Source organism: Yersinia enterocolitica, assembly GCA_002082245.2.
GTDB lineage: Bacteria > Pseudomonadota > Gammaproteobacteria > Enterobacterales > Enterobacteriaceae > Yersinia > Yersinia enterocolitica_E.
This window is the reverse complement of the sequence record NBTC02000002.1, coordinates 1,322,019-1,346,429: the sequence shown is the minus strand read 5'-3', so window position 1 is coordinate 1,346,429 and position 24,411 is coordinate 1,322,019. Positions and strand designations below refer to the sequence as shown.

Sequence of the window (24,411 nt, the reverse complement as noted above, 5' to 3'; positions counted from 1 at the left end):
TCAGTGTTGGCCGCTGCGGTTGTTACGCTATTTGCTGCGGTAAGCACGGGGCGAAGAGACATCATGCCGATTTTTCCGGGTGTTTCGATTTCTTGTTAAATAGATGGTTGTTCAGTAGCTGGCGAAAATCGGCCGGTTTCGCACGGTCGGGCGACGAAGCCGCTGTGGCTTCATCAATCGCAGGACGTGTCAGAGTGTGGAGTTGTGTCACCTGCTGTGCAGTTACGCCTAACACCAGCCAGGTATTGTCTACTTCAACAATGACCACCCGTTCGCGCTGACCAACCTGACAACTGGCCTTCACATTCAATAATTTGTTGTTACGTGCCTGCGGGGCAAAACCTAAACGGCGTACCAGCCAGGCACCACATAAAATCAGCAGTAAAATACCGCCTAACACGCTGCCAACCTGCGTTAACACCGAGCCGGCAGGTATCGCTGGTGCCGTCTGTTGCACCGCAGTACCTGGGTGGCTGGCCGCAAAGCCAGTAACCGGTGTCGTAACCGTGGATGCGGCAGTATCAACCTGTGCTGCGGTCATTAGCGGCTCAGACGGCGCATACGTTCTGACGGAGTAATGATGTCAGTGATACGTACGCCATATTTATCAGCGACTACCACCACTTCACCCTGCGCAATCAGATAACCGTTAATCAAAATATCCAATGGCTCACCGGCCAGTCCATCAAGGGAGACGACCGAGCCTTGAGACAAGCGCAGTAACTCTTTGATGGTCATTTTGGTGCGACCCAGTTCAACGGTCAGCTTTACCGGGATATCCAGAATTAAATCGATATCCTGTAGGTTACCCAAGGCATCCGGCGCTTCCAGTGATTTAAATACCCCCTCGGTGGTGGCCGCTGGTTTATCCGCTGCCTGCTGCTCATTAAACGCATCAGCCCACAGATCGTCCACGGATTCCTTTCCATCATCAGACGGAAGCTTAGGGTCACTCATTGGGCTGTTCCTCATTCAGAGCATTCAAAATAGGGTTAATCAAATGTTCAACACGTAGGGCATATTGCCCGTTTAATGTCCCGTACTGACTGGTCAGTACCGGTACGCCGTCGACATGCGCAATCAGTCGATCCGGTTTATCTATGGGTAATACATCCCCTGGTTGCAGCTTGAGTATCTGCGATAGTCTCAGCGGGATATCGACAAAATTAGCCACCAGCTCCAGCTCGGAGTGCTGCACTTGCTTCACCAGTGTTTCGCGCCAGTGGCTATCTTCCTGTCGGGAATTTTCCAACGGTGGGTTGGTTAGCAGCTCACGCAATGGCTCGATCATGGCGAAGGGAATACAGATGTTGAACTCACCGCTCAACGCACCGATCTCCACATGGAAAGGGGTGGTGACCACGATATCGTTGGGGGAGGTGGTGATATTGGTGAATTTCACCTGTATTTCAGAACGGACATATTCCACATCAATTTTATAGATAGGTGCCCAGGCATCACGGTAGGCATCCAGTGCCAGCCGTAACATGCGGTTAATCACACGTTGTTCGGTGTGGGTAAACTCGCGACCTTCTACTTTGGTGGGGAAGCGACCATCACCACCGAACAGATTATCAACCGCAATAAAGACCAGGCTCGGGGCGAAAACGAATAGCGCGGTGCCGCGTAGCGGTTTGAGATGAATCAGGTTGAGATTGGTCGGTACCGGCAGATTACGGGCAAAGTCGTGGTATGGCTGAATTTTTATCGGGCCGACGGTGATATCCGGGCTGCGACGTAACAGGTTAAACAGCCCCATACGGAACTGACGAGCAAAACGTTCATTGATGATCTCCAACGCTTGCAGGCGTTCACGCACCACACGTCGCTGGGTCGTCGGATCGTAAGGTTTAACGTCTGTTTCATTACCGACGACAGCAACTGGCTCATCGCCACCGCTGTCACCGTTTAACAGTGCGTCAATCTCTGCTTGTGAAAGAATGCTATCGCCCATAATGATTATCGCAATATAAATGCGGTAAACAGCACATCGCTGACTACCTGATTAGGTTGGCCTTTAACCATTGGCGGGCTAAGTACGTTTTTAATTTCACCGACTAAACGCTGTTTGCCTTCTTCATTTGACAGGCTATCGGCGGACTGCCGAGAAAGTAGCAACAGCAAGCGGCTGCGAACTTCCGGCAGATAGTCATTGAGTTTAGCGCGAGTCGTATCGTCGGGCAGCCTTAACGTTAATCCGATATAAAGCACGCGATCCAGATTGTTATCTGGCGTGATCAGATTGACCGTAAAGGTCTCCAGCGGCATAAACACCGGAATAACAGGAACGGCTTTCGCAGCGGTAGGTTTACTCTTATGGAGTATCCACCAGCTATAACCGCCACCTGCAGATGCTGCCACAGCAATCAGCACTAGCAGGATCACCCAGATCGAACTCTTACGCTTGGCCGGGAAGGTATTATCAGACATGGAGAAGACAAATTCCTGTTTCGGTATCAAACCGGTGAATCACGACAATAACCTGGGGTATCTCATTGCTGGATGGCACAAACCGCTGACCACCGACAAATAACCCCATGCTATCCGAATTATTACTGATGATTATCCCGCGTATCTTTAATGCCAATAGGCAGAATAGGTGGCGAAAAACGGCCTAACTTGTCCGTTTGTCACCTTTTGCTGAAATTAACACCCGTTTTAGGCGAAAATATCAACACCACCATTACCATTAGCCAGTGATTGCAACGCCGCAGGTGTCACTAGCGGTGTGCTGTTCGGTACATCACCCGATGCGCTGCTACCGTAAGCGGGTTGGCCGTGTGATGCGAAACTCTGCTGATTTTGTTGGCTCTGTTGTTGTGCCTGTTGCCACTGTCCTTCACTGCCGACACTGCTTTGGCCCAACTGGATACCACTTTCAGCCAATGCCGAGCGTAAACTTGGCATCGCCGCTTCAATAGCTGCCCGAACCTGGCTGTGAGCTGAAGCAAAGTGCAACTGAGCTTGGTTATCTTCCATTTTCAGGCTGATTTGCAATGCCCCCAACTCTTGCGGATGTAGCCGCAGTTCAGCATTTTGTTGGCCGTTACGGCTGAACATCACCACTTGCTGACCCAGCGATTGTTGCCATTCCTGGCTACCTAACTGAGCACTTAAATGGCCACTGACTGGCACGCTAACCGCACCACTGGCCGTCGCTGGCAGGACCGGGCTGGAAACCGGAGGGAGTGATGGTGTTACCGTGGCTGAACTCACGGCTATTTTATCCACGGCGGCTGTGGCAATAGTTTTGTCAGCCTGTACTGCTACAGGAACTGCTTTCGCGCTGAGACTGCTATCTGCATCCTGTGCTGCTGTTAGGCGCACCAATTTATCTTGAGCTGTGGTGGTTTTTGTCTTACCGGGGGTGGCCGCTGGCAGTGCGTTGTTGCTGGCATTGTCACTTTTCGCAGTGCCGATTGTGCCGCCGATCAATGCCGCCAAACCTTTATCTTGTGAGGTCAGACTGGTCAGAGTGGCTAAGTCCTGCTTAGCGCTGGTTTTGTCGCTGGTCAGGCCATTGCCGTCAGTCAACTGCGTTTTCTGCCCATTGTTGGCGCTGCCCAGCGTGGTAGCAACCTGGTGGGGTAACATGGCTAATAACGACTGCAACGCACTGGATTCGGCCAGCGCGGTGGTTTTATCCAGCGTGCTGTCATCATCTAAGGTGGTTTTCTTCACATTAGCCGCGTCTCCAGTCTGCCCTGCGTGGGTCAGGCCTGCAGGCAACGTGGCACTGATATCACCTAAGGCGGCCAATAACTGATTCAATTTACTGTTACCACTGATTGACTTTCCTCCATCCACATCGGCAGTGATATCAGTGGTTGCAGCCAGCGATGATTTCAGGGTCGAGGCATCCATAACCGTCAGCTCTTTACCCAGTTGGTCACCCAATAATTTGGCAAAATCAGCCGGCAGCCCAGCATCAGTAAATAACGCAGCAATCGATGAAGAGGATGATGCGCCCTCAGTTTCACTGGCAGTTGCAGTGGCAGGCAATAGGGACAGATTCATGAATTAAGACTCCTTTGTGAGGCGCGCTGTGCGAACTCATCCATCAATTTTTGATCCAAACGGTTTTCTTGCAAGCGCGCGGTGGTTTCAGCCCGCTCATTCAAGGTTTCAAATGCATTTAACCGTTGCTGCTTTTCTTGCCAATGCTTAACTGCCTGCTCAACTTTGACATTCCACTGAGCCAACTGATTACGATGTTGGTCAATAGCTTGCTCCAACGTCTGAATAAATTGCTGATAGTTTTGCCAACTGGAGGAGGCCATCCCGTTACTCAGTGTGTCATTCAACCGCACCCGGTATTCATCCTGATAAGTCAGCAACATCGTGAGTTGCTGCTCAGCATTCTGATAGGACAGGCGAACCTGACCCAGTTGCGTGCTTGCCTGTTCGACGGCTTTCTGGGCCAGATCGCGCAGGGTGATGAGAGGTGACTGACTTTTCATCGTATTCCTTATACCCTCCGTACTTGAAGCCGCAGGGTTGTTGGCTACGTTCACTTACCCAAATTACTTGACTGTGTAAGCTCATTGGGATTAATGAGGCTCATCCTACGGGCTAGCATAAATGCTGTTCAAATCGGTTCCCGACCGATTTGTCATTCACTTGCTGCCTACCTGCCACGCCAATTTCTTTGGGTATACGACAGGGGCGGTGGCTTGAGTCACTGGCTATCAACCCGGAAACAGACTCTTCAGATGCTGGCATGCATCGTCGTAACTGCTGCGTTCGAACATGCCTTGCTGTAAGAAGATTTCCATTTGCGGGTAAAGAGCAATGGCCTTATCCAATAGCGGATCACTACCGGCGGCATAGGCACCCACACTGACCAAGTCTCGGTTACGCTGATAACTGGCAAGTAGTTGTTTAAACTGGCGAACTTGACTGTAATGGTTCTCATCGATCAGTGATGTCATGGCACGACTGATCGATGCTTCAATATCGATGGCCGGATAGTGGCCAGATTCAGCCAGACGGCGTGATAACACCACATGGCCGTCGAGAATGGCGCGTGCCGAGTCTGCAATCGGGTCTTGCTGGTCATCGCCTTCGGTTAATACGGTATAAAATGCAGTAATCGAGCCACCGCCGGTGACACCGTTACCCGCACGCTCCACCAGCGCCGGTAATTTAGCGAATACGGAGGGTGGATAACCCTTGGTTGCCGGTGGTTCGCCGATGGCCAACGCAATTTCACGTTGCGCCATGGCATAGCGAGTCAGCGAGTCCATAATCAGCAATACGTGCTGACCACGGTCACGGAAATCTTCTGCAATGCGAGTTGCATAAGCGGCACCTTGCATACGCAGTAATGGCGATACGTCGGCAGGAGCGGCTATCACTACCGAACGAGCACGGCCTTCCGGCCCTAAAATATTCTCGATAAAGTCTTTTACTTCACGGCCACGTTCGCCAATCAGACCCACCACAATGACATCTGCTTGGGTATAACGTGCCATCATGCCGAGCAGCACACTTTTACCTACCCCAGAGCCGGCGAACAGACCCATACGTTGCCCACGGCCAACGGTGAGTAGGGCATTAATCGTCCGCACACCGACATCGAGTACCTGCACAATCGCGGTACGTTGCAATGGATTGATTGGCGGGGTGATCAGTGGGGCGCGATAACTGGTTTCTGGTGCAGGTAGACCATCAAGCGGTTTGGCACTGCCATCCAATACTCGCCCCAGGAGTTCCGGGCCGAGCGGCAGTTGTTTACTGGCTGAAGCACCACCGGTGGTCACCCGGGCATAGACTCTGGCTCCTGGCACAATGCCTTCGACTTCTTCCAACGGCATCAGAAACAGGCGATGGCCGTTAAAACCGACCACTTCACTTTCAACTTCCTGCACTTCGCCGTTATCGTGGCGCTCAATCAGACAAGTTGCGCCCAATGGCAGTTGTAACCCTGTGGCTTCCAAGACTAAACCGGTGGCGCGAGTCAACCGTCCGTAGCGGCGGATAGTGGTTGACTGGCTGATGCGCTCTTCGAATTTATCTAAAGAGGCGAGCCAACGACCAAGGCGCGCGGTCATCATAATTCTCCCGGCGCGGCGAGGCGGCACAACTCATGCCAGCGGGTCGCCAAACTGGCATCCAGATCACCTTCTTCGGCGCTGACTTTGCAGCCACCCGGATGAATTTGACTATCACCCAGCAAGCGCCAGCCATGCAGACTTAAGGTGCTGCCTAAGCGTTGCTCGACGACAGCCAGATCATCGGGATTAACCCGCAGTTGTGGCTTACCGGTGAACATCGGTTCCTGCTGAATCAGTTGTTGGATTTGGGCCAATAATGCCGTGCCATCGCAGATTGCAGGTTGCCCGAGAATTTGTTTCGCGGCGGCCAGGGCCATTTGCATTAACCGCGAGGCTATCACGCTGTCGAGTGCATCAAGGGTACTTTGGAAGTCGTTCACCATCAGTTGCCAGTGGGCAGTCATCGGGGCCAATTGCTTTTGAGCATCGGCCAGTGCCTGTTGATGACCTTCCTCCAGACCGGTCTGGTAACCTTTATCCAACCCTTCTTGTAACCCTTTAGCGAACCCTTGTTGGCGGCCCTGCTTCTCGGCTTCGAGTTGCAGATTTACCAGCGCTTGCTGCTCACTGACCCCGGTTGATTCACTATCGCTACCCGTATCCGGTTCATCAGTAAACAGCATACTGATATCCGGCGCAGCCGCTGGCGGAGTAGTATCCGATGTAGTGGCAAAGTCGTTGAGTGACCAAGGTTGCCAGGGCAGGGCATTTATCCTGTCAGACATAGATATCCTCGCCACCACCAATGACTATCTCGCCGCTTTCCGCCAGACGACGGACGATAAGCAAGATGGCTTTCTGTTCGTTTTCGACCAGTGACATACGTACCGGTCCACGGGTTGCCAGATCGTCGCGCAAGATTTCTGCTGCACGCAATGACATGTTGCTGAGGAAACGCTCGCGCAATGCTTGATCGGCACCTTTCAGGGCGATCAACAGTGATTCGTTGTCTATCTCTTGCAGTAAACGCTGAATGCTGCGGTCGTCGACACTGACCAAATTCTCGAACAGGAACATTTCGTCGATAATTTTTTGAGCCAATTCGCCGTCGTATTCGCGCACTGCATCCATGACCGTCTCTTCCTGTTGTGTTTTCATCAGGTTGATAATCTCGGCCGCTGTGCGGATACCGCCCATTTTGCTGCGTTTGAGGTTCTGGCCATCGAGCAGGTTGTTCAATACTTCGGTCAACTCAGCCAATGCGGCGGGCTGGACACCACCAAAGGTGGCGATACGCAACATCACATCGTTGCGCAGGCGCTCGTCGAACAGCGCCAGTATATCGGCGGCCTGAGCGCGTTTCAGATGGACCAGGATGGTGGCGATAATCTGCGGATGTTCGTCGCGGATCAGGTCGGCCGCCATCTGCGGCTCCATAAAGTTGAGCGTTTCCATGCCACTGGTGGTTTCGCGCGATTCCAGAATATCTTCCAACAAGCTGGATGCGCGCTCTTCCCCCAGGGCTTTTATCAGCACACTGCGCAGGTAATCACTGGCGTTCACGCTCAGTGCGGCATATTGCTCGGCATCGTCTTCAAATTCAGCCAATACATCAATCAGTTGCTGGTGAGAAACCTGACGCATACTGGCCATGGTGGTACTGAGTTGCTGCACTTCGCGCGAGGAGAGGTGTTTAAACACCTCGGCGGCATGGTCTTCACCCAGAGTCATCAGCATGATGGCGCTTTTTTCAGTTCCGGTCAGGCTCATTGGTCATTACTCATCCATTGACGGATAACCAGCGCGACAACACGTGGGTCTTTATCCGCAAGTTCGCGTATACGCTGGGCCTGAACTTCAGCACTCACTCGCTGCTGATTTTTCTTACGTAAGGCCAGCTCTTCTTTACTCTGTTTGGCATTTTCAGACGCTACCGCAGTCTGGACAATGTTATTGACCGATGCCGCAGCCTTATCAGCAACTTGTTTCTTAGCGACCATAGGGCGCACTAATTTGCGCCATAAGATCCATGCCACCAGCAAGATAAGCAGATAACGACCAGCATTTAACATCTGATCAAAGAACGATTGTTGTTGCCAGAAGGGCAGTGTGTTACCGCTGGCATCATCGGTGGCGTTAAATGGTGTATTCACCACATTTAATGTGTCGCCACGATCAGTAGAGAAGCCCATCGCCTCGCGTGTCAGGGATTCCACTTGTGCCAATTGATCTTTGGTCAGCGCAACTGGCTTGCCCGCCTTATCACTGCCGTAATTAACAACAACGGCAACCGAGAGGCGCTGCACCATGCCAGCTTGTTGCTGGGTATGACGGATTGTGCGGTCAACTTCAAAGTTAGTGGTTTGGTCGTGGCGGCTGTTGCTTGATGTCGCTGTCGATTTAGCGGCAGTGGCCGGACGATTAGCCGCGTTGGCATTGTTGGCCGTGGCACCAGCAGCACCAGCAGCACCGGCAGCAGGTGTCGCTGCTGGGGTTTCAATCGGTGCGACCGGTGTGGCAGATGGCTGATTGGATAATGCCCCCGGAACACCACCGACATTGGTTCCCCCCAGCTGTTCACTGGTGCTAACTTGCTGTGAGCGGACCGCGCCTTTGTCGGCGGCCTGATTAGGCTTATACTCTTCATCGGTCTGTTCACGGCTGGCAAAATCAACTTGAGCCGTGACCTGCGCATGCACATTACCGCTACCGACCATCGGGGCGAGTATGGTTTCAATGCGACGTTGGAAGCGATTTTCAACTTCGTTAGTAAATTTGAGTTGTGCGGCGTTTAAATCACGGCCCGCACTGTCGGATTGCGTCAACAAACGGCCGGTTTGGTCAACGACAGTCACGTTACCCGGCGGTAAACCGGCCACGCTACTGGAGACCATATATACGATGGCGTTAATCTGACCATCATCAAGGGCACGACCTGGTTGCAATGCGAGTGTTACAGAGGCGGTGGGAGACTTTTGTTCCCGAACAAAGAGAGAAGGTTTTGGCATTGCCAAGTGAACACGCACATTCATCACTGGCCCGAGGGTGCCAATAGTGCGCGCCAGTTCACCTTCCAATGCCCGTTGATAGTTAACTTGTTCACTGAACTGGCTGATGCCAAATTTTTCCTGGTCCAGCAGTTCAAAACCTACCGCACCGCCTTTAGGCAAGCCTTGTTGGGCCAGACGCAGACGGGTTTCATGCACCTTATCTGCCGGGACCAACAACGCGCCACCATTATCCGCGAAGCGATAAGGGATATTCAGTTGTGTCAGTTGCGTAACGATATCGCCACCGTCACGATCATTTAGGTTGCTATAAAGGACGCGATAATCCGGGCTTTTAGCCCATAACATCAGCGCGACAATAATAGCGACGGCCGCAGCCGCAGCAATCAGCAGTGGGATTTTTGGATTCGCGCGTAGGCGTGCCAGTGTTGTCGTAAAAACATTTTCACGATTTTCACCGCCAGTTATCGAGGCATTCATACACGTCCTTGGCCAAGCTGAACAACGTTTGAGTTAGTATTTTTTATGTAACTAATGTGTCGAAACAAAACAGACTCCCAAGTGCTGTGAGCGATAAAGCATCAATAGCTGATCTCCCCTTTTATGGGCATGCCATTATTTGCTGTAAGTGATGAATTCGATGGCTCAATAAGCCGGTATTTTTGTGTCTAATTAGCGGCTTTAGTCCAAAAATGATGTGTTAGGGTGTCATCCTGAAAATAGTGACACGTGGCGAATGGTGAATAACTGCATTTACGGACTCACTTTCCATGTTGTTATTTGACCCATTACATCGTTTGAGGATGAGCATGTCTGTTCAAGGTATTGAAGGGGTTTTACAGCAGTTGCAGGTCACTGCATTGCAGGCATCCGGTTCTGCAAAGATGTTGCCAGCAGAGGCCGGTTTCGCCAGTGAGTTGAAAGCGGCCATCGGCAAAATCAGTGAAAACCAAGAGCATGCCCGCACTCAGGCACAGAATTTTGAATTGGGTGTGCCCGGTGTTGGCCTGAATGATGTGATGGTAGATATGCAAAAATCATCAGTATCTTTACAACTGGGCATTCAAGTTCGTAATAAGTTAGTTGCGGCTTATCAAGATGTAATGAATATGGGGGTGTGAGGCTACTTATACCGTCTCATGTGACAGTGCCCATAGATAGAGGGATGCCGTTGTTCCATAGGGTGTGTAACGGCGGCGGTAACGCTCAAAGCGTTCTCGTGGCAGCGTTTTATGGCCATATAGATTCATCATGCCGCGCCGGATCGCTAAATCTCCCCAACTGACGACATCGGGTCGTGCAAGTGAGGAGATCAATAACATTTCTGCGGTCCAGATGCCAACACCGTTGAGGTTTGATAGCTGTGCAATAACGTCGTTATCGGGCAGCAGAGAAATAGCAGATAAATCCAGCGTGCCATTAAGTGCAGCATCTGCAGCACCTTTAATGTATCCCGCTTTCCTCATCGTCATACCACACCCTTGAATAGCCTCTACCGTTGCAGTTGCGACAGTTATTGGCGTCACGACCCCGAGCAATGCGACCAACCGTGAGTTGACCGTTAGTGCCGCCTTGACCGAAATTTGTTGGTCAACGATATTTCTGATCAATGCAGCAAATAAATCAGGGGATAGCGGGCGAGTTATCATCCCCAGCCGTTCGATGGCTGCGGCCATCTTTTTATCACGCCGTTTGAGATGGTTAATTTCTGTTTCACCGTAATGATAGAACATGCCCGACAGCCCCCTGTTATCTAAGTAATAAAATATATAAGTAGAAAGTTAAAAATCATAGCGCTAATTCTAGCTGCTGCACACTCTGTTTGTTGCTGATGTTTTTTTACAATTGAGAATTATCTGACCACTATCACTGCTATATTTATTATTCATCTATTTAAAAAAGAATGCTTCATTTAGGTACATATCACCTATTAGCATAATGAGGATTAGATAATGAGTGAAGAAAATAGAAAGACAAACAGTGATCCCTCATCGAAAACGGGTGAGAAAGCTTTTCCGACAAAGGTAGGTTATATAATCGGGATTATTATTTTATTTATTGCTGTAAGTTATATGTTTATGTATTGGTAATTAGCTGAAAAAAGAATGGGTTATGCCTTATAAATCTAATGAATTACTACCAGACTCAGTGAGGAGTGTTCTCCCCGCCCATGCGCAAGATATATATCGTGCGGCATTTAACAGTGCATGGGATCAATATCAGGACAGTGATGAACGGCGCGGACATGACTCGCATGAAGAGACTGCCCATAAAGTCGCCTGGAGTGCGGTAAAACAAAGCTATCGTAAAAATGAGAGCGGTGAATGGAGTAAAAATAACACTCACCACTCAGGAAAATAACACGCCTTGTCGTTATCCTGTCTTTGCCAATGAGATATTCTGGTGGCCAATTTTTTGCAATAATACAGGAATATCAATTGGATCAATTTTATCTGCTTGTAGATAAGCAACGGCATATTCGTGCCAGATACCCGATTGCAGGAACAAAATAAACAGTTCCCGGTCCAGATGATTCTCATTCACCATGTTGACCATGATATTGAGGGCTTCAGACAACAACTTCCCTGGTTTATAAGGTCGATCGGCAGCCGTCAGAGCCTCAAATACGTCAGCTATGGCCATCATCCTCACCGGAATACTCATCTGTTTATAGGTGAGCTGATAAGGATACCCTTTACCGTCCATGCGTTCATGATGCCCACCCGCAATCACTGGGACATTTGCCATGGTTCGTGGGAAGGGGAGTTTATTTAACATCACGATGGTCTGCATGATGTGTTCGTTTATTTTATAACGATCCTCGTCTGTCAGGGTGCCACGGCGAATACTGAGGTTATAAATTTCGCCACGGTTATAGAGGAACCTCGGTTCTTGTACTTTGAAATCAAAATATTCCGGGCGTTTATTTTTATTATCACGGAAAATAATATGTTCATCTTTATCCGCCAGCATCGGCTCCTGTACCGGCAGTGGAGCGGCGGGTTGTCTGGCTTTACGCACTCGCTCTTCTTGGGCGATACCTGCATTATCATCTAATGTGCGAGTCCAATGGTAAGCGGCAATTTGCTGGATACGCGCGATAGCTTCGTCAGACATATACTCGCCACCCACATTGCAGTTGGCAATAAAGTAAAAATCTTCATCTAATTGGCGTAATTCCTCAGCTAACAACTGTTGCTCGGCTTCACTGGCGCTCATCGCACCATATTGGCGTAAGAAGGCGATTTCTTTCTCACGTTTTAAGACTTCAAACCGCATGCGTATTTCATGGATGCGATCATAAATTAGCTCCAGTTTTGTTGATTTATCGACTACAAATTCCGGCGTGGTAATCTTGCCACAGTCATGTAACCAGCAGGCTGTATGTAACTCTTCCCACTCATTCTCTGATAACGTAAAGTTGGCGAAAGGCCCCTCTTTAATATTGACTGCGGCACGGGCGAGCATTTTAGTTATTTCAGGCACACGCTGACAATGCCCACCGGTATAGGCACTTTTGGCATCGATAGCTCCGGCAATAAGCTCAATAAATGCGTTGAGCAGGTTTTTTTGTTCTTGCAATAATCGCTGTGTTTCTACTGAAACTGATAAACTGCCCACCAGGGCATTAACTAATTGAATTTTTGAGCGTTCACGCTCAGCATTTAGCTCATAAGGGTTAAATAACAGTAGGAATCCGAGCAATTGGTTATCATGGGTCTTCATCGGTACGGCAACAAAGCGGAGGGGCAAATAAGGTTGTAGGAAGTCATGTAATTGGCTAAAGATATTATCTTTATTGAGCGTTCCTACAATGGTTTTCCCTTCGAGTACCGGCAGGAAAGTCGTGAGATTGTCTTCTTTAATTTGTAATGAGGACATTTCTGCTACCGGGATATTTTCACCATTCCAGCGAAATGCCGTTGGTGTGAAGGTTCCCTCATCTTTATCTGACAGAAAAATAATCCCTCCGGTCATGGCAGCAATTTCTGTGGTTTCACTTAATAGCCCTTGCATCTGCCGGAAGAAATTACTTTCTGCTGTCAGCATATTTCCCATCGAAATAAACTGCTTCAGTGTTGATTTCATTTTTGACATTGATTTGTGGAGCTCGTCAACTTCCTCAATCACAGAGCGTTCTAATTCGCGCTCTTCGAAATGGAGATTGCTGATGGAATCCGCGTCCTGGCGTAGACGAATAAGGGGTTTGGATATTTTTCTGGAGAAATACCAAACTAACGGCAAGCTGAGCATTAACAGAATAAATGCAATAAAGGTTGAGTGATTACGAATAGAATTTGCATCGGCTGTCAGATAGCTGGCGGGTGTCGCAATAATCAACTGATAGGCATTGCCGTTGCTATTAATCTCAACAACTGAGCCGAACCAGCGCTGATTTTGTGCTTCAAACATGATACTACGATTAGCATTGTTTACCGGTGAGTTGCTAGCTGTCTGACTATTCTTTTGACTATTGAGCAAAACTTGCAATACAGGGATTTGCCGGTCTGCATTGGTGTTATCTGCCGCCTTATCTTTAGGTTTTGGCAGGCTAGCGATAACTTCACCATGGGAATTAATAATAATGGCCTGGCTACCTGGCGGTAGATTTTGTTTTATTAAAAATTGCGAAAGTGAAGCTAGGGAAACGTCCAATCCAATAATTGTCTGTTTATTCTCAGCTTGACGGCTATAAGTAAAACCGACTTCTCCGGTGCCTTTAAAAATATAAATAGGGGAGGTGATCAGCATAGGACTTGCGGCGGCCAGAATAAACCAATCCCGCCGCCGTGGATCGTAGTTATCATTTTCACGCGGCATAACAGCAATCACTCGCTGCTGCTTATTAAGATAAATAAAACGTTTCTCCGGTAAACTATCAAGAAAACGATTACTTTGAACCATCCATTCGGCATCTTCAGGGGCATGGAATAATGTACGGTTAGCTTCCGTTAAACGCCGCAGCATAAAAAAATCACCATTAGCATAGGCGCTATACACGGCACTGGCATAACTATTCTGCTTCAGAATTTCAATAAATTTATCGACAAAGGCCATTCGTTGTTCAAGGGTCGATAGTTCTGTGATTTGCATACTGGCAAGAATATTAACCGACATTATCATTGGTCGTGTTACGGCATCCAATTCAGCGGCAATCGCCTCTCCGGTTTTTTGATACTGCCGATTGGTGCTGATTTCAGTCAATTTAGTCAGTTGGCTATGACCAAAAATAATAATGACGGTACCTATTGAGACGATCAACAAGGTGAAGAGAGCGGCAATCTGGATATGCAAAGGATAGCGGTTTTTTAGCCCGAATAGATTACTTAGCATCATAGCCATCCCGGAAGTTTATTATTTAATTACTTATAATCATAGAATGTACTGACATAATCAGCATATTTCCCTATCTTTCAGTAGGTTGTATGTAATTGCATGATTGTAAAAGCTTTGTTTTATATTGCATCGGAATTGTTGGATGAAAAAACCAATCACAGTCAGAAAAAAAATGTTTTAACGTGCAGAATATCTAAAAGCAGTATTTAGCAGCCCGATTTTTAGGCGGTTAAAAGGACTTGATGAGTCGAATGGGATGCAGCGAATTTACTGACCGGCATTAAACAGGCCATATCGGAAATTATTAAAAGTATCACCTCAATAGGCTCATATTGGCCCTAAATCAGACGCATGCAGACCTAAATAGCGATGATAGTTGTCAGGGGGTGGATCATTATCTGTCGGATGTAAGCGATGGTGCCCACGGATGGCGGTAGGGGCAAAGCCAAAACGTTTGCGAAAACGTTCAGCAAAACGTGATGCACTCTCGTAACCCACTTGGCTGGCTATTAATGATATTGGCCAATCAGTACCTTGCAATAAACGCAATGCACTGGTCATGCGGACATCAATCATTAAGTCACGTAATAGTATTTTTTCGGCAGCTAATTTTCGGCGTAATACAACTTCGCTCATCGCCATATGGTCTGCAACTTCTGATGCCGACCATATTTTGTATGGATCTGTCGCCAAACAACGGCGCACTCTCTCACTTAACGAATCACTTTCATTTAATATAAATTTAACGCCACGCTGAGCCAACCAAAGTAACAATTCAAGCATGCGGTGTCTGACGATAGTTGGCGGAATATCACCAATGTCAGATATTGCTTTAAACGTATTGCCGAATGTATTGATGAATTCAGGTGCTAAATTACGTACCGGCATAACGCCTGGAACATACCCAAGACCAGCGGATGCTGGATGATTGGCAAAGGTAGCAATCAAACGGGGATCACAGCGAAGTTGGTGGCTAAAAAATAGTCCGTCGTCAGATAAGCCATTAATTACATCAACTGTTTGACCACTACTCACTGCGACTATTTCACCGGCTTGTATAATACATTCCTGATTATCCCAGCGAATGATTTTGTACCCACGGTTAACCATAATGAGCAATGGATGCTCAATATAGACGGAGGTGAGTAGTAGCTCTGTGTGTTGAATAACATGTGCCGAGCTACCCACACCGGGGCAAAAATTAATTGTACGTTCCATCGATATTCATTTCACAATTTTAGCCTGAGAATATCTTTACGCTTTGAGTGGCAGAGTAGCAACTCATTTTAATAGAAAATTTACAGCAACTGGCTATTTTAGCGAAAAATATTAAGGGTGAGAATAATAGCCAGCTCGATATGAGTGATTGTTACTGTCAATATAATCCCATGTTAAAAACAATGACAATAAAAATTAATTGGCATGTTAATAATTGCAGTGACATGTAATTTCTTTACAACAAAAGGTGTAATCGTTTTCGGCAACTGACCGCTACTGTGTTTCACCCAGCAGCAATGCATGATCAGGGAATTGACCATAAGTATTATTAACAGCTTGCTGTCGGGTTGATTGCCCGACTAATTCACTGAGTGCATCGAGACGTAACTGTAATAGACGTTTAATTTCTATTTCATTTTCCAAAATAGCTCTCAATTTCTCACGTAACAGCTCTTGCAACACCTGAGATGAGCATGAGGATATAGTGACATTTGCCGTGCTTTCTACCGCTTTAAGGTAAGTCATTTCGAGATCAACCAGCGCATCCCAATTCCCCTCAGTGGCTAATGCAAGCATTTGCTCACTGAGTGTCAGGATTTGTTGATATTCGGACAAAAGGTGCTGGTGACGTTCCATTAAATGAGGTCCTAATCAGGTTGATAATTGGGGCCGATCTGCCGCCAGGCGTCTGCAATATTTTCGAGCAAAGCAGACACTTCATTAATTGCCTGTTCGTCATTATGCAAATTGGCATGCAGCAAGCGCCGCGACATATAGTCATATAAAGCTGACAAATTCTGTGCCAGCTCACCGCCTTTTTCCATATCCAGTCCTGCACTCAGCCCATTATCAATAATATTAATGGCTTTTGACAGTGCAGCACCTTTGGCCGGAATATCTCCCTGACTCATCAAGATGCGAGCACGAACCAGGGCGCTTTGCGCCCCGTCGAAGAGCATCACGATCAATTGATGAGGGCTGGCACTCATTACACCACTTTCGACTCCTACGTTTGCGTAAGCTTGAACCCCTGATCGGCTGTACATGCTCTATCCTTTATGAAGAGAATTGTTGAGTTAAGAAATTACCGGTATTGGTTAATGAACTCACCAATTTGTCCAACTGGGTAAATTGTGCCTTATAGCGTTCAATGGTGGCATTAATGCTATCAGTGGTTGAAGTAACCTGTTTCTCTAATGATTTTAATGTCTTGTTAATACCATCAGTGGCTGTCTTTAATGAGCCTTTGGTGGAATCCAGTGCGGTATTTAGCAGGTTATCCATCTGAGTGGCGAAACCGGTGGTTTTGCCATCGCCGACAAAAAATGCTGTTACGTTATTCGGCTGGTCAGTCAGTGCTTTATCAAGTTTCTTCGAATCAATGACTAATTTTCCATCAAGATCTTGAGTAATACCCATCGCTGCCAGGGTTTTCACATCACCGGCCTGGGCAGAGGCTAATTGGCTCTTCAATTGCGTTTGGATGCTGCGCAATGTGCCATCGCCAACTAATGCGCCATTACTGGTTGATTGATCCTTACCCGCTTCAACCGCAGTATATTTGGTTAAAGAAGCAAACGTGGTTTGTAATGAATTATACGCATCGACAAATGTTTGAATCGCAGCTTTGGTCGCGGTGGAGTCACGTGTAATTGTCAGTTGCTCAGGTTCATCTTTTTTTGTTAAGGCTTTCAGGCTGAGTGTAACGCCTTGTGGTGCATCAGTAATGGTATTGCTTTGACGGGTAATGGATACGCCATTTACTGTCAGTGTTGCATCTTCAGCTTTTACTTTTTGCGTTAAAGCGCCACTACCACCGGTGGTGCTTGGGGTGTAGTTCAAAAAGTTGTTTAAAGTATCATCACCAGAAACACTGACTGTCATTTCTGACTTCGTCCCTGTTTCCTTGGAAGTTAATGCGAGGTAGTAAGTATCATCATCCGCTTTCATGATACTGGCGCTGACACTACCTTCTTGTTTATTAATCGCATCGCGAATACCGGTCAACGAGGTCTGCTCACTGGTCAGTTTTACTTCCAGTGGTTTTGCTTGACCGGGTTGAGTGATAGTAATTGTCCGGCTGTCGTTACTATTACCCAGTTTATCTGTGGCGTTCGGCACATCAGAAGAGAGTAATGATTGCGCTTTAGCCAAATTAGTCACTTCAATCGTGTAATTACCTGCTGTCGCACCACTGCTGGTAGTGGCGGCAAAAGCGGTATTGGTGCTGTTAACAGAGGTCGTGGCTAGGGTATCGGCTTTTTTTAGTGCTGCAGATGCCGTTTCGACTTTAGCCAGGGCGCTTTGTAACACACCATAGGCAGTAAGCTTGCCTTTATAACTGGTCTGCTGGTTGGTTAGCGGAGTTAAGCGGGTTTGTTCCCCGGCACTTAACTTATCCAGTAAAGTGCCTAGCTCCAAATTTGAACCGATACCCAGAGAACTGATACTTGCCATGTCTAATCCTTAATATTCAAGTGTCGTTACAGGGGTTATCGGCCAGAGAATTGAAAAGTTTACACATAAAATGGAATTTATGATGGCTGGAATAACGGGGGATAACAGGGCGCTATTTGCCCTATTGAATCGAGTGATAATTAAAGAAGAGAGAAAAAATAATTTTACCTAAATTTAAAATTATTTCACAGAATGGCTAAAGGTTCCTTAAAGAGCGCCGATACAAGTTGTGACGGTGATGAAGCCGTGGGCAGTAAGCCCAAACCATAACCCAACAGCATTTAAGGAATAACATTATGGCGGTAATTAACACTAACATTCTGTCTCTGACGACTCAGAACAACATGAACAAATCCCAGTCAGCTTTAGGTTCCGCCATTGAGCGTTTGTCCTCTGGTCAACGTATCAACAGTGCGAAAGACGATGCTGCGGGTCAGGCAATCGCTAACCGTTTCACTTCTAACATCAAAGGCCTGACTCAGGCTTCCCGTAACGCAAACGACGGTATCTCTCTGGCGCAAACCACTGAAGGTGCGTTGGGCGAAATCAACAACAACTTGCAACGTGTGCGTGAGTTGAGTGTTCAGGCTGCTACCGGTTCTAACTCATCTTCTGACCTGAAATCAATCCAGGACGAAATTAAACAACGTCTGGATGAAATCGACCGTGTATCTGACCAAACTCAGTTCAACGGCGTGAAAGTTCTGGCTGGCAACAGTAGCATGAAAGTTCAGGTTGGCGCTAACGATGGCGAAACTATCAGCATCAATCTGGAAAAAATCGACTCAAAAAGTTTGGGTCTGCAAGGCTTCAACGTTGATGGTGCAAAACAAGCCTCTGTTGATGATCTGACTTCTCAGTTCAAAGCTACTGGGACTAACAACTTTGATGTCGGCGGTGTTGCATATAAAACTGATATCAACAGCGGTGCAGTGACTAAAGCTGGTGTAGCACAATATATTGATGCGGGTACCGGTGCATTCTCCGGCACTGCGACTGCTGCTAACACAGCATCAACTGTTTACACAACTACAGCAGTCGCTGGCGCAGAAGCTACTTCTATCGCTGCTGCGTCTGTTGGTAAAGCAACAGGTGATAAATTCACTGCTCAAGGCATGGAATTTACCGTTAAGACTGCGGCTGACGCGAATGGTAACGGTGTTTTCAGTGCTACAGTTGACGGTAAAAGTGTTGATTTCACAACTTCAGCCAGTACTGCACCTGCCGGTACCGCTGCTGAAGTGAAAACTTCTAGCGCTTTATTCGCCTCTGTTGTTGGTGGTGGTTTAACCACAAAAGCTGCTGAAACCAACCGTGCTGCAACCTTAGCTGATCTGGATTTACAAGGTGCTACCAAAACTGGCAGTACTTTGACTGTTAACGGCACTGCATACACCGCTAACGCCAAAGGTGATGAAATCACCGATGCGGGTGGCAAAGTAATGTACATGTCACGTACTGCTAACGGCAACACCACCCTGATCAATGAAGATGCTGCTGCATCTCAGAAATCAACTGATAACCAACTGGCGACTGTTGATAAAGCGCTGGCACAAGTTGATGCGCTGCGTAGTGGCCTGGGTGCGGTACAAAACCGTTTTGACTCAGCTATCACCAACTTGGGTAACACCATCAATAACCTGACTTCAGCTCGTAGCCGTATCCAGGATGCTGATTACTCTACTGAAGTTTCTAACATGAGCCGTGCTCAAATCCTGCAACAAGCAGGGACTTCAGTATTGGCACAAGCAAACCAAGTACCACAAACTGTGCTGTCTCTGCTGCGTTAATTCGCCAGAAAGACCACATTATGTCAACCCCGCTGCGGCGGGGTTTTTATATTACTCACTGGAAAGAGAAAAGAGCACTTTTTCCAGTGGGAATAAGTTTAAACCAGACGCTAATGGCTTATTTTTAGCGGTTTTCATCTCTATTTATCGCTCTGTTTTTTCAATGACTGCAATAGGTTAACAGTAAAATTAACGGGCATAAGCCAAATAGCCGCCCTTTTATAGGCCTATTCCAGCGATTGTCTGGCTGACCTGACAGGATAATGGTACGACTCTCTTACCCTTAGGTGCCTGTCTAGTGAGTGATCTGTATACCGCCGAAGGCGTGATGGACAAAAATTCCCTCTGGCAACGCTATGTTCCTTTGGTTCGCCATGAGGCACTGCGTTTGCAGGTTCGCCTGCCGGCCAGCGTGGAGTTGGATGATTTGTTGCAGGCTGGAGGTATTGGTCTGCTGAATGCTGTCGAGCGTTATGACGCTTTGCAAGGGACTGCGTTTACCACTTATGCGGTACAGCGTATACGGGGTGCCATGCTAGATGAACTGCGTAGCCGAGATTGGGCTCCACGCAGTGTGCGGCGTAATGCACGTGAAGTAGCCAGTGCCATGCAACAGGTTGAACAACGGGTGGGGCGCCCTGCAACTGAGCAGGAAGTAGCGCAAATTCTTGATATTAATTTGGCGGAGTACCGTCAGATTTTGTTGGATACCAACAATAGCCAGCTTTTCTCCTATGACGAATGGCGGGAAGAGCATGGTGAAAGTGTCGAACCCCTGCTGGAAGGGCATGAGGATGCCAATCCATTGCAACATTTGTTGGAAGGAAATCTGCGTCAACGCGTGATTGAAGCGATCGAGGCATTGCCGGAACGCGAAAAGATGGTGCTGACGTTGTATTACCAGGAAGAGCTGAACCTGAAAGAAATCGGAGCGGTGCTTGAGGTCGGGGAGTCCCGCGTCAGCCAGCTTCATAGCCAGGCGATAAAACGCTTACGCGCCCGCCTGAATAACGACTCTTAATTCACTTCCGCTCAGTGATATCACAGTTTCTATTTTATTAATGCAGGTCTTCTTATGCCAGGACTTCAGTTAAAAAAACGGCCACTGAGCCGTTATTTAAAAGATTATAAACACGGCCAAACCCATTGTTCACATTGTCATAAAGAACTTGATCGTATGGCGTTGGTTTTCCGTGGACAAATCATTAATAAAGAAGCTATCTCCGGTATGGATCAGCCCATTGACGATCAAGTATGGTCAAAGCTTCAGCATGAGTTGACTGCATTATGTCGTTTTTGCAGCGAAATATATTGTAATAGCACGCCCGGTTATTTCGATATTATGGCGTTCAAGCAATATTTATTTGAACAAACTGAGATGAGCCATAGTACTGTTCGCGAATATGTTGTGCGCCTACGTCGTCTGGATGAAATGTTGGTTGCCACTAATTATCCGGCCGAAAAGTTTGCCAGTGAGACCATGCATCAGCGCATTATTGATGAGTTGCCTAATGCGGCGCATAACAATTATCGTATTGCCTTGCGTAAATATGATCAGTATCTGGAATGGCAAAAAAATTACTGAGACTGGTACGTGCATTCAGGCAGTTGAGAAAACTCTGTATTTTCGCTAACAGCGTCGCGAGTGTAACGCGAAACCCTTCAGTCATTATTTTACGCCCGGCAAGGTTCCCCGTGCCGGGTTAATACCCTTCATTCTGTACCCTGTAGAGGTGTTAGCTACCCTCGTTCCCTCGAATGACTGACTTGATTAAGCTGAGTAGTGCCGCCCTCTATAGCTTGAAATCGCTGAGTATCGTCTATTTATTCCGCATATTACGTTATTCCCCTGCGCTATCGTCAACGACATCTATAATAAAAATAAGTGATTATTGGTGTTACATCTGATAAATCTATATTTCCTCTTGGTACTTGCAGCCGCAGGGGTTAGTTACATTGACTTATCCGTACCTACCTACACGCCAAGTTCGTTGGGCAACAGTTGACTTATTAATTCCCTGGGGGATCCGTGACGTTTCAACACAAACTGGCGCAATTTCCGCGTCTAGATCTGGTCGGCAATCCGACGCCATTGGAAAAACTATCTCGACTCTCCGATTATCTGGGGCGTGAAATTTATATCAAACGTGATGATGTAACACCTCTGGCATTAGGGGGGAACAAATTGCGTAAGTTAGAGTTTTTGGCAGCAGATGCGTTAAGTCAGGGCGCGGATACGCTGGTTACCGCGGGCGCTATTCAGTCTAATCATGTCCGCCAAACAGCAGCAGTTGCGGCGAAATTGGGGCTGCGTTGTGTCGCATTGCTTGAAAACCCGATTGGCACGGCACAGGAAAATTATCTGACTAACGGCAATCGGTTGCTATTGGATCTATTTAACGTAGAAGTAGTGATGTGCGACGGGTTACATGACCCGAACCAACAATTGGCTGAGCTGGCAACCCGTCTGGAGGCTCAGGGCTTTCGGCCGTATGTGGTGCCGGTTGGTGGTTCTAATGCCTTAGGCGCTTTAGGTTATGTGCAATGTGCATTAGAGATTGCGGCTCAGTCGGCTGGGAATGTCACTTTTAGCTCGGTGGTGGTGGCATCGGGTAGTGCGGGCACCCACGCAGGTCTGGCAGTAGGGTTGCAACAATTATTGCCTAATGCCGAGTTGATTGGGGTGACCGTATCGCGTAAAGCCGATGAGCAACGCCCTAAAGTGGCGCATATTCAGCAAGAGTTAGCTGCGTCCCTGGGGATTACTGGGGAGCAGGCAGAAATTATCTTGTGGGATGATTATTTCGCCCCGCAATATGGCATGCCGAACGATGAAGGGTTGGCAGCTATTGGGCTGTTGGCAAGGCTTGAAGGTGTACTGCTCGATCCGGTGTATACCGGCAAGGCGATGGCGGGTTTACTGGATGGTCTTGCGCAGAAAAAGTTTCGCGATGAGGGTCCAATTCTGTTTATCCACACCGGTGGTGCACCCGCATTGTTTGCTTATCATCCACGGGTGTAACCTTTAGTTATTGCTTATTCCGTTTATAGCTATCGTTATTAGTTTATATTCCTTTATTCCATTAACAGCACTGATAAAGTGCTGAATATCAAAAAATAAACATGACAGTCGGGGTATTTATGGGTTTTTCAATTGTTCGTCGCCGGTTAGTTCTGGGCATGGTGGCAGTCGCACTGGCAACAGGCTTGAATGTGAAGTCTTATGCTGCAGGTGATTTGCTGAGTCAGGTCAAAGATCGAGGAACTCTGATTGTTGGGCTAGAGGGCACTTATCCGCCGTTCAGTTTCCAAGGTGAAGATGGGAAACTCACTGGGTTTGAAGTGGATTTTGCTAATGCATTAGCAGAACACATGGGCGTTAAGGCCAAAATCACCCCGACTAAATGGGATGGCATGTTGGCTTCATTGGAGTCCAAGCGTATTGATGTGGCGATTAACCAAGTCACCATTTCTGAAGAGCGTAAGAAAAAATATGATTTCTCAACGCCTTATACCATTTCTGGTATTCAGGTGCTGACTAAGAAAGGTAACGAAGGTAACTTCACTAAACCTGAAGATTTGCAAGGCAAGAAAGTCGGTGTTGGCTTGGGTAGTAACTACGAACAATGGTTACGTGACAACCTGAAAGGTGTTGATATTCGTACCTATGATGATGACCCAACTAAATATCAGGATCTGCGTGTAGGCCGTACGGACGCCATTTTGGTTGACCGTTTAGCTGCATTGGATCTGGTAAAGAAAACCAATGGTACTCTTGCTGTTGCAGGCCCGGCGTTTGCTCGTCAGGAGTCTGGCGTAGCATTGCGTAAGAACAACCCAGAGTTGTTAGCGGCAATCAATCAGGCGATCACTGAGATGCAAAAAGATGGCACGTTGGCCAAAATCTCTGAGAAATATTTTGGTGCGGACGTAACTAAATAATGCAAGAAAGTATTCAATTGGTGCTGGATTCAGCACCATTTTTATTGAAAGGTGCCTGGTTTACCCTCCAGCTCAGTCTGGGGGGGATGTTTTTTGGTCTGGCATTAGGTTTTATGTTGGCCATGATGCGGTTATCTCGTTTCTTGCCGTTATCACTCCTTTCTCGTTTCTATGTCTCCATTTTCCGTGGTACTCCATTAATAGCTCAGCTATTTATGATCTATTATGGTCTGCCACAGTTCGGCATTGAACTGGATCCGATGCCTGCTGCATTGATCGGTCTATCACTTAATACCGCCGCTTATACATCTGAGACATTGCGTGCTGCTATTTCGTCAATTGAGAAAGGGCAGTGGGAAGCTGCGGCCAGTATCGGTATGACACGTTGGCAGACACTTTATCGGGTGATATTGCCGCAAGCCGGGCGCACCGCATTACCTCCGCTAGGGAACAGTTTTATCGGTCTGGTAAAAGATACCTCTTTGGCGGCGACTATCCAGGTTCCTGAACTTTTCCGTCAGGCGCAATTGGTCACTTCCCGTACATTGGAAGTTTTCACTATGTATCTGGCGGCCTCGTTGATTTATTGGGTCATGGCGACATTGTTGTCAGCATTACAAAATCGGCTGGAAGCCCATGTTAATCGTCAGGATCAGGAGTAGC

The 24,411-nt window shown here is 47.6% G+C and carries 25 protein-coding genes; 9 read left to right on the top strand and 16 right to left on the bottom strand.

What is annotated here, in order from left to right:
* Positions 1 to 61: 61 nt before the first annotated feature.
* The 6 genes from fliO to fliJ all read right to left on the bottom strand — a co-directional run bounded on the left by fliO (position 62) and on the right by fliJ (position 4,460).
* Positions 62 to 541 carry a flagellar biosynthetic protein FliO gene (gene fliO, locus A6J66_007555; GenBank protein PNM24066.1) on the bottom strand — a complete coding sequence of 160 codons (480 nt, stop codon included), beginning with the start codon at positions 539 to 541 and terminating at the stop codon, positions 62 to 64.
* Positions 541 to 957, bottom strand: coding sequence for a flagellar motor switch protein FliN (locus A6J66_007550; GenBank protein PNM24065.1), 417 nt, complete (start codon positions 955 to 957; stop codon positions 541 to 543). Before A6J66_007550 ends, fliO begins: the two co-directional genes overlap by 1 nt.
* Positions 950 to 1,954, bottom strand: a complete 1,005-nt coding sequence (locus A6J66_007545) for a flagellar motor switch protein FliM (GenBank protein PNM24064.1) — start codon at positions 1,952 to 1,954, stop codon at positions 950 to 952. The genes A6J66_007550 and A6J66_007545 overlap by 8 nt, the downstream gene beginning before the upstream one ends.
* Positions 1,955 to 1,959: 5 nt before the next feature.
* On the bottom strand, positions 1,960 to 2,430 hold the full coding sequence (locus tag A6J66_007540) for a flagellar basal body-associated protein FliL (GenBank protein PNM24063.1): 471 nt from the start codon (positions 2,428 to 2,430) through the stop codon (positions 1,960 to 1,962).
* A gap of 228 nt (positions 2,431 to 2,658) precedes the next feature.
* Positions 2,659 to 3,885 carry a flagellar hook-length control protein FliK gene (locus tag A6J66_007535; protein ID PNM26924.1) on the bottom strand — a complete coding sequence of 409 codons (1,227 nt, stop codon included), beginning with the start codon at positions 3,883 to 3,885 and terminating at the stop codon, positions 2,659 to 2,661.
* Between the two features lie 128 nt (positions 3,886 to 4,013).
* Positions 4,014 to 4,460: a flagella biosynthesis chaperone FliJ gene (fliJ, locus tag A6J66_007530; GenBank protein PNM24062.1), complete on the bottom strand. Its 447-nt coding sequence runs from the start codon at positions 4,458 to 4,460 to the stop codon at positions 4,014 to 4,016.
* 93 nt (positions 4,461 to 4,553) lie between these two features.
* Between fliJ and A6J66_007525 the strand changes: the two genes are divergently transcribed.
* Positions 4,554 to 4,763 (top strand): hypothetical protein, encoded by a 210-nt coding sequence (locus A6J66_007525; protein PNM24061.1) that lies wholly within the window; start codon positions 4,554 to 4,556, stop codon positions 4,761 to 4,763.
* On the opposite strand, the gene fliI is transcribed toward A6J66_007525, so the two are convergent.
* Genes fliI through A6J66_007505 form a run of 4 tightly spaced genes read right to left on the bottom strand, consistent with a single transcriptional unit; the run spans position 4,689 to position 9,484 of the window.
* Entirely contained in the window at positions 4,689 to 6,053 is a 1,365-nt protein-coding gene (fliI, locus tag A6J66_007520; protein PNM24060.1) for a flagellum-specific ATP synthase FliL, read from the bottom strand. The genes A6J66_007525 and fliI overlap by 75 nt on opposite strands.
* A complete protein-coding gene (locus A6J66_007515; GenBank protein ID PNM24059.1) occupies positions 6,053 to 6,781 on the bottom strand; it encodes a flagellar assembly protein FliH in 729 nt (242 codons plus the stop codon). Before A6J66_007515 ends, fliI begins: the two co-directional genes overlap by 1 nt.
* Positions 6,774 to 7,766: a flagellar motor switch protein FliG gene (locus A6J66_007510; GenBank protein ID PNM24058.1), complete on the bottom strand. Its 993-nt coding sequence runs from the start codon at positions 7,764 to 7,766 to the stop codon at positions 6,774 to 6,776. The genes A6J66_007515 and A6J66_007510 overlap by 8 nt, the downstream gene beginning before the upstream one ends.
* On the bottom strand, positions 7,763 to 9,484 hold the full coding sequence (locus A6J66_007505; GenBank protein ID PNM24057.1) for a flagellar basal body M-ring protein FliF: 1,722 nt from the start codon (positions 9,482 to 9,484) through the stop codon (positions 7,763 to 7,765). The genes A6J66_007510 and A6J66_007505 overlap by 4 nt, the downstream gene beginning before the upstream one ends.
* A 329-nt stretch (positions 9,485 to 9,813) precedes the next feature.
* Here A6J66_007505 and A6J66_007500 point away from each other — a divergent pair, with 329 nt between their 5' ends.
* Entirely contained in the window at positions 9,814 to 10,125 is a 312-nt protein-coding gene (locus A6J66_007500; GenBank protein ID PNM24056.1) for a flagellar hook-basal body complex protein FliE, read from the top strand.
* Between the two features lie 6 nt (positions 10,126 to 10,131).
* On the opposite strand, the gene A6J66_007495 is transcribed toward A6J66_007500, so the two are convergent.
* A complete protein-coding gene (locus tag A6J66_007495) occupies positions 10,132 to 10,737 on the bottom strand; it encodes a DNA-3-methyladenine glycosylase 2 family protein (GenBank protein ID PNM24055.1) in 606 nt (201 codons plus the stop codon).
* 379 nt (positions 10,738 to 11,116) lie between these two features.
* On the opposite strand from A6J66_007495, the gene chaB reads away from it, so the two are divergent.
* On the top strand, positions 11,117 to 11,365 hold the full coding sequence (chaB, locus tag A6J66_007490; GenBank protein PNM24054.1) for a cation transport regulator: 249 nt from the start codon (positions 11,117 to 11,119) through the stop codon (positions 11,363 to 11,365).
* A 12-nt stretch (positions 11,366 to 11,377) separates the two neighbouring features.
* On the opposite strand, the gene A6J66_007485 is transcribed toward chaB, so the two are convergent.
* The 5 genes from A6J66_007485 to A6J66_007465 all read right to left on the bottom strand — a co-directional run bounded on the left by A6J66_007485 (position 11,378) and on the right by A6J66_007465 (position 18,016).
* Positions 11,378 to 14,338 carry a metal-dependent phosphohydrolase gene (locus A6J66_007485; GenBank protein ID PNM26923.1) on the bottom strand — a complete coding sequence of 987 codons (2,961 nt, stop codon included), beginning with the start codon at positions 14,336 to 14,338 and terminating at the stop codon, positions 11,378 to 11,380.
* 330 nt (positions 14,339 to 14,668) lie between these two features.
* A complete protein-coding gene (locus A6J66_007480) occupies positions 14,669 to 15,559 on the bottom strand; it encodes an AraC family transcriptional regulator (protein PNM24053.1) in 891 nt (296 codons plus the stop codon).
* Positions 15,560 to 15,832: 273 nt separating this feature from the next.
* Positions 15,833 to 16,195: a flagella biosynthesis regulatory protein FliT gene (locus tag A6J66_007475; protein ID PNM24052.1), complete on the bottom strand. Its 363-nt coding sequence runs from the start codon at positions 16,193 to 16,195 to the stop codon at positions 15,833 to 15,835.
* An 11-nt stretch (positions 16,196 to 16,206) separates the two neighbouring features.
* The gene (fliS, locus tag A6J66_007470; protein PNM24051.1) at positions 16,207 to 16,605 is read right to left on the bottom strand and encodes a flagella export chaperone FliS; all 399 of its coding nucleotides are present in this window, start codon (positions 16,603 to 16,605) and stop codon (positions 16,207 to 16,209) included.
* 10 nt (positions 16,606 to 16,615) lie between these two features.
* Positions 16,616 to 18,016, bottom strand: coding sequence for a flagellar filament capping protein FliD (locus A6J66_007465; GenBank protein PNM24050.1), 1,401 nt, complete (start codon positions 18,014 to 18,016; stop codon positions 16,616 to 16,618).
* Positions 18,017 to 18,312: 296 nt separating this feature from the next.
* Here A6J66_007465 and A6J66_007460 point away from each other — a divergent pair, with 296 nt between their 5' ends.
* The 6 genes from A6J66_007460 to A6J66_007435 all read left to right on the top strand — a co-directional run bounded on the left by A6J66_007460 (position 18,313) and on the right by A6J66_007435 (position 24,410).
* Positions 18,313 to 19,806, top strand: coding sequence for a flagellin FliC (locus A6J66_007460; GenBank protein PNM24049.1), 1,494 nt, complete (start codon positions 18,313 to 18,315; stop codon positions 19,804 to 19,806).
* A gap of 298 nt (positions 19,807 to 20,104) precedes the next feature.
* On the top strand, positions 20,105 to 20,827 hold the full coding sequence (gene fliA, locus A6J66_007455) for an RNA polymerase sigma factor FliA (GenBank protein ID PNM24048.1): 723 nt from the start codon (positions 20,105 to 20,107) through the stop codon (positions 20,825 to 20,827).
* 54 nt (positions 20,828 to 20,881) lie between these two features.
* Positions 20,882 to 21,391: a flagellar regulatory protein FliZ gene (locus A6J66_007450; protein PNM24047.1), complete on the top strand. Its 510-nt coding sequence runs from the start codon at positions 20,882 to 20,884 to the stop codon at positions 21,389 to 21,391.
* Positions 21,392 to 21,835: 444 nt separating this feature from the next.
* Entirely contained in the window at positions 21,836 to 22,828 is a 993-nt protein-coding gene (locus A6J66_007445; protein PNM24046.1) for a D-cysteine desulfhydrase, read from the top strand.
* 119 nt (positions 22,829 to 22,947) lie between these two features.
* Complete coding sequence (locus A6J66_007440; protein ID PNM24045.1) at positions 22,948 to 23,748, top strand: cystine ABC transporter substrate-binding protein; 801 nt, start codon at positions 22,948 to 22,950, stop codon at positions 23,746 to 23,748.
* Positions 23,748 to 24,410 carry an amino acid ABC transporter permease gene (locus A6J66_007435; protein PNM24044.1) on the top strand — a complete coding sequence of 221 codons (663 nt, stop codon included), beginning with the start codon at positions 23,748 to 23,750 and terminating at the stop codon, positions 24,408 to 24,410. Before A6J66_007440 ends, A6J66_007435 begins: the two co-directional genes overlap by 1 nt.
* The last annotated feature ends 1 nt before the right edge of the window (position 24,411 follow it).

Bases quoted from the DNA above. Each gene is read 5' to 3' on its own strand.
- fliO (PNM24066.1), bottom strand. From the start codon at position 541: ATGACCGCAGCACAGGTTGATACTGCCGCATCCACGGTTACGACACCG.
- A6J66_007550 (PNM24065.1), bottom strand. From the start codon at position 957: ATGAGTGACCCTAAGCTTCCGTCTGATGATGGAAAGGAATCCGTGGAC.
- A6J66_007545 (PNM24064.1), bottom strand. From the start codon at position 1,954: ATGGGCGATAGCATTCTTTCACAAGCAGAGATTGACGCACTGTTAAAC.
- A6J66_007540 (PNM24063.1), bottom strand. From the start codon at position 2,430: ATGTCTGATAATACCTTCCCGGCCAAGCGTAAGAGTTCGATCTGGGTG.
- fliJ (PNM24062.1), bottom strand. From the start codon at position 4,460: ATGAAAAGTCAGTCACCTCTCATCACCCTGCGCGATCTGGCCCAGAAA.
- A6J66_007525 (PNM24061.1), top strand. From the start codon at position 4,554: ATGAGGCTCATCCTACGGGCTAGCATAAATGCTGTTCAAATCGGTTCC.
- fliI (PNM24060.1), bottom strand. From the start codon at position 6,053: ATGACCGCGCGCCTTGGTCGTTGGCTCGCCTCTTTAGATAAATTCGAA.
- A6J66_007515 (PNM24059.1), bottom strand. From the start codon at position 6,781: ATGTCTGACAGGATAAATGCCCTGCCCTGGCAACCTTGGTCACTCAAC.
- A6J66_007510 (PNM24058.1), bottom strand. From the start codon at position 7,766: ATGAGCCTGACCGGAACTGAAAAAAGCGCCATCATGCTGATGACTCTG.
- A6J66_007505 (PNM24057.1), bottom strand. From the start codon at position 9,484: ATGAATGCCTCGATAACTGGCGGTGAAAATCGTGAAAATGTTTTTACG.
- A6J66_007500 (PNM24056.1), top strand. From the start codon at position 9,814: ATGTCTGTTCAAGGTATTGAAGGGGTTTTACAGCAGTTGCAGGTCACT.
- A6J66_007495 (PNM24055.1), bottom strand. From the start codon at position 10,737: ATGTTCTATCATTACGGTGAAACAGAAATTAACCATCTCAAACGGCGT.
- chaB (PNM24054.1), top strand. From the start codon at position 11,117: ATGCCTTATAAATCTAATGAATTACTACCAGACTCAGTGAGGAGTGTT.
- A6J66_007485 (PNM26923.1), bottom strand. From the start codon at position 14,338: ATGCTAAGTAATCTATTCGGGCTAAAAAACCGCTATCCTTTGCATATC.
- A6J66_007480 (PNM24053.1), bottom strand. From the start codon at position 15,559: ATGGAACGTACAATTAATTTTTGCCCCGGTGTGGGTAGCTCGGCACAT.
- A6J66_007475 (PNM24052.1), bottom strand. From the start codon at position 16,195: ATGGAACGTCACCAGCACCTTTTGTCCGAATATCAACAAATCCTGACA.
- fliS (PNM24051.1), bottom strand. From the start codon at position 16,605: ATGTACAGCCGATCAGGGGTTCAAGCTTACGCAAACGTAGGAGTCGAA.
- A6J66_007465 (PNM24050.1), bottom strand. From the start codon at position 18,016: ATGGCAAGTATCAGTTCTCTGGGTATCGGTTCAAATTTGGAGCTAGGC.
- A6J66_007460 (PNM24049.1), top strand. From the start codon at position 18,313: ATGGCGGTAATTAACACTAACATTCTGTCTCTGACGACTCAGAACAAC.
- A6J66_007450 (PNM24047.1), top strand. From the start codon at position 20,882: ATGCCAGGACTTCAGTTAAAAAAACGGCCACTGAGCCGTTATTTAAAA.
- A6J66_007440 (PNM24045.1), top strand. From the start codon at position 22,948: ATGGGTTTTTCAATTGTTCGTCGCCGGTTAGTTCTGGGCATGGTGGCA.
- A6J66_007435 (PNM24044.1), top strand. From the start codon at position 23,748: ATGCAAGAAAGTATTCAATTGGTGCTGGATTCAGCACCATTTTTATTG.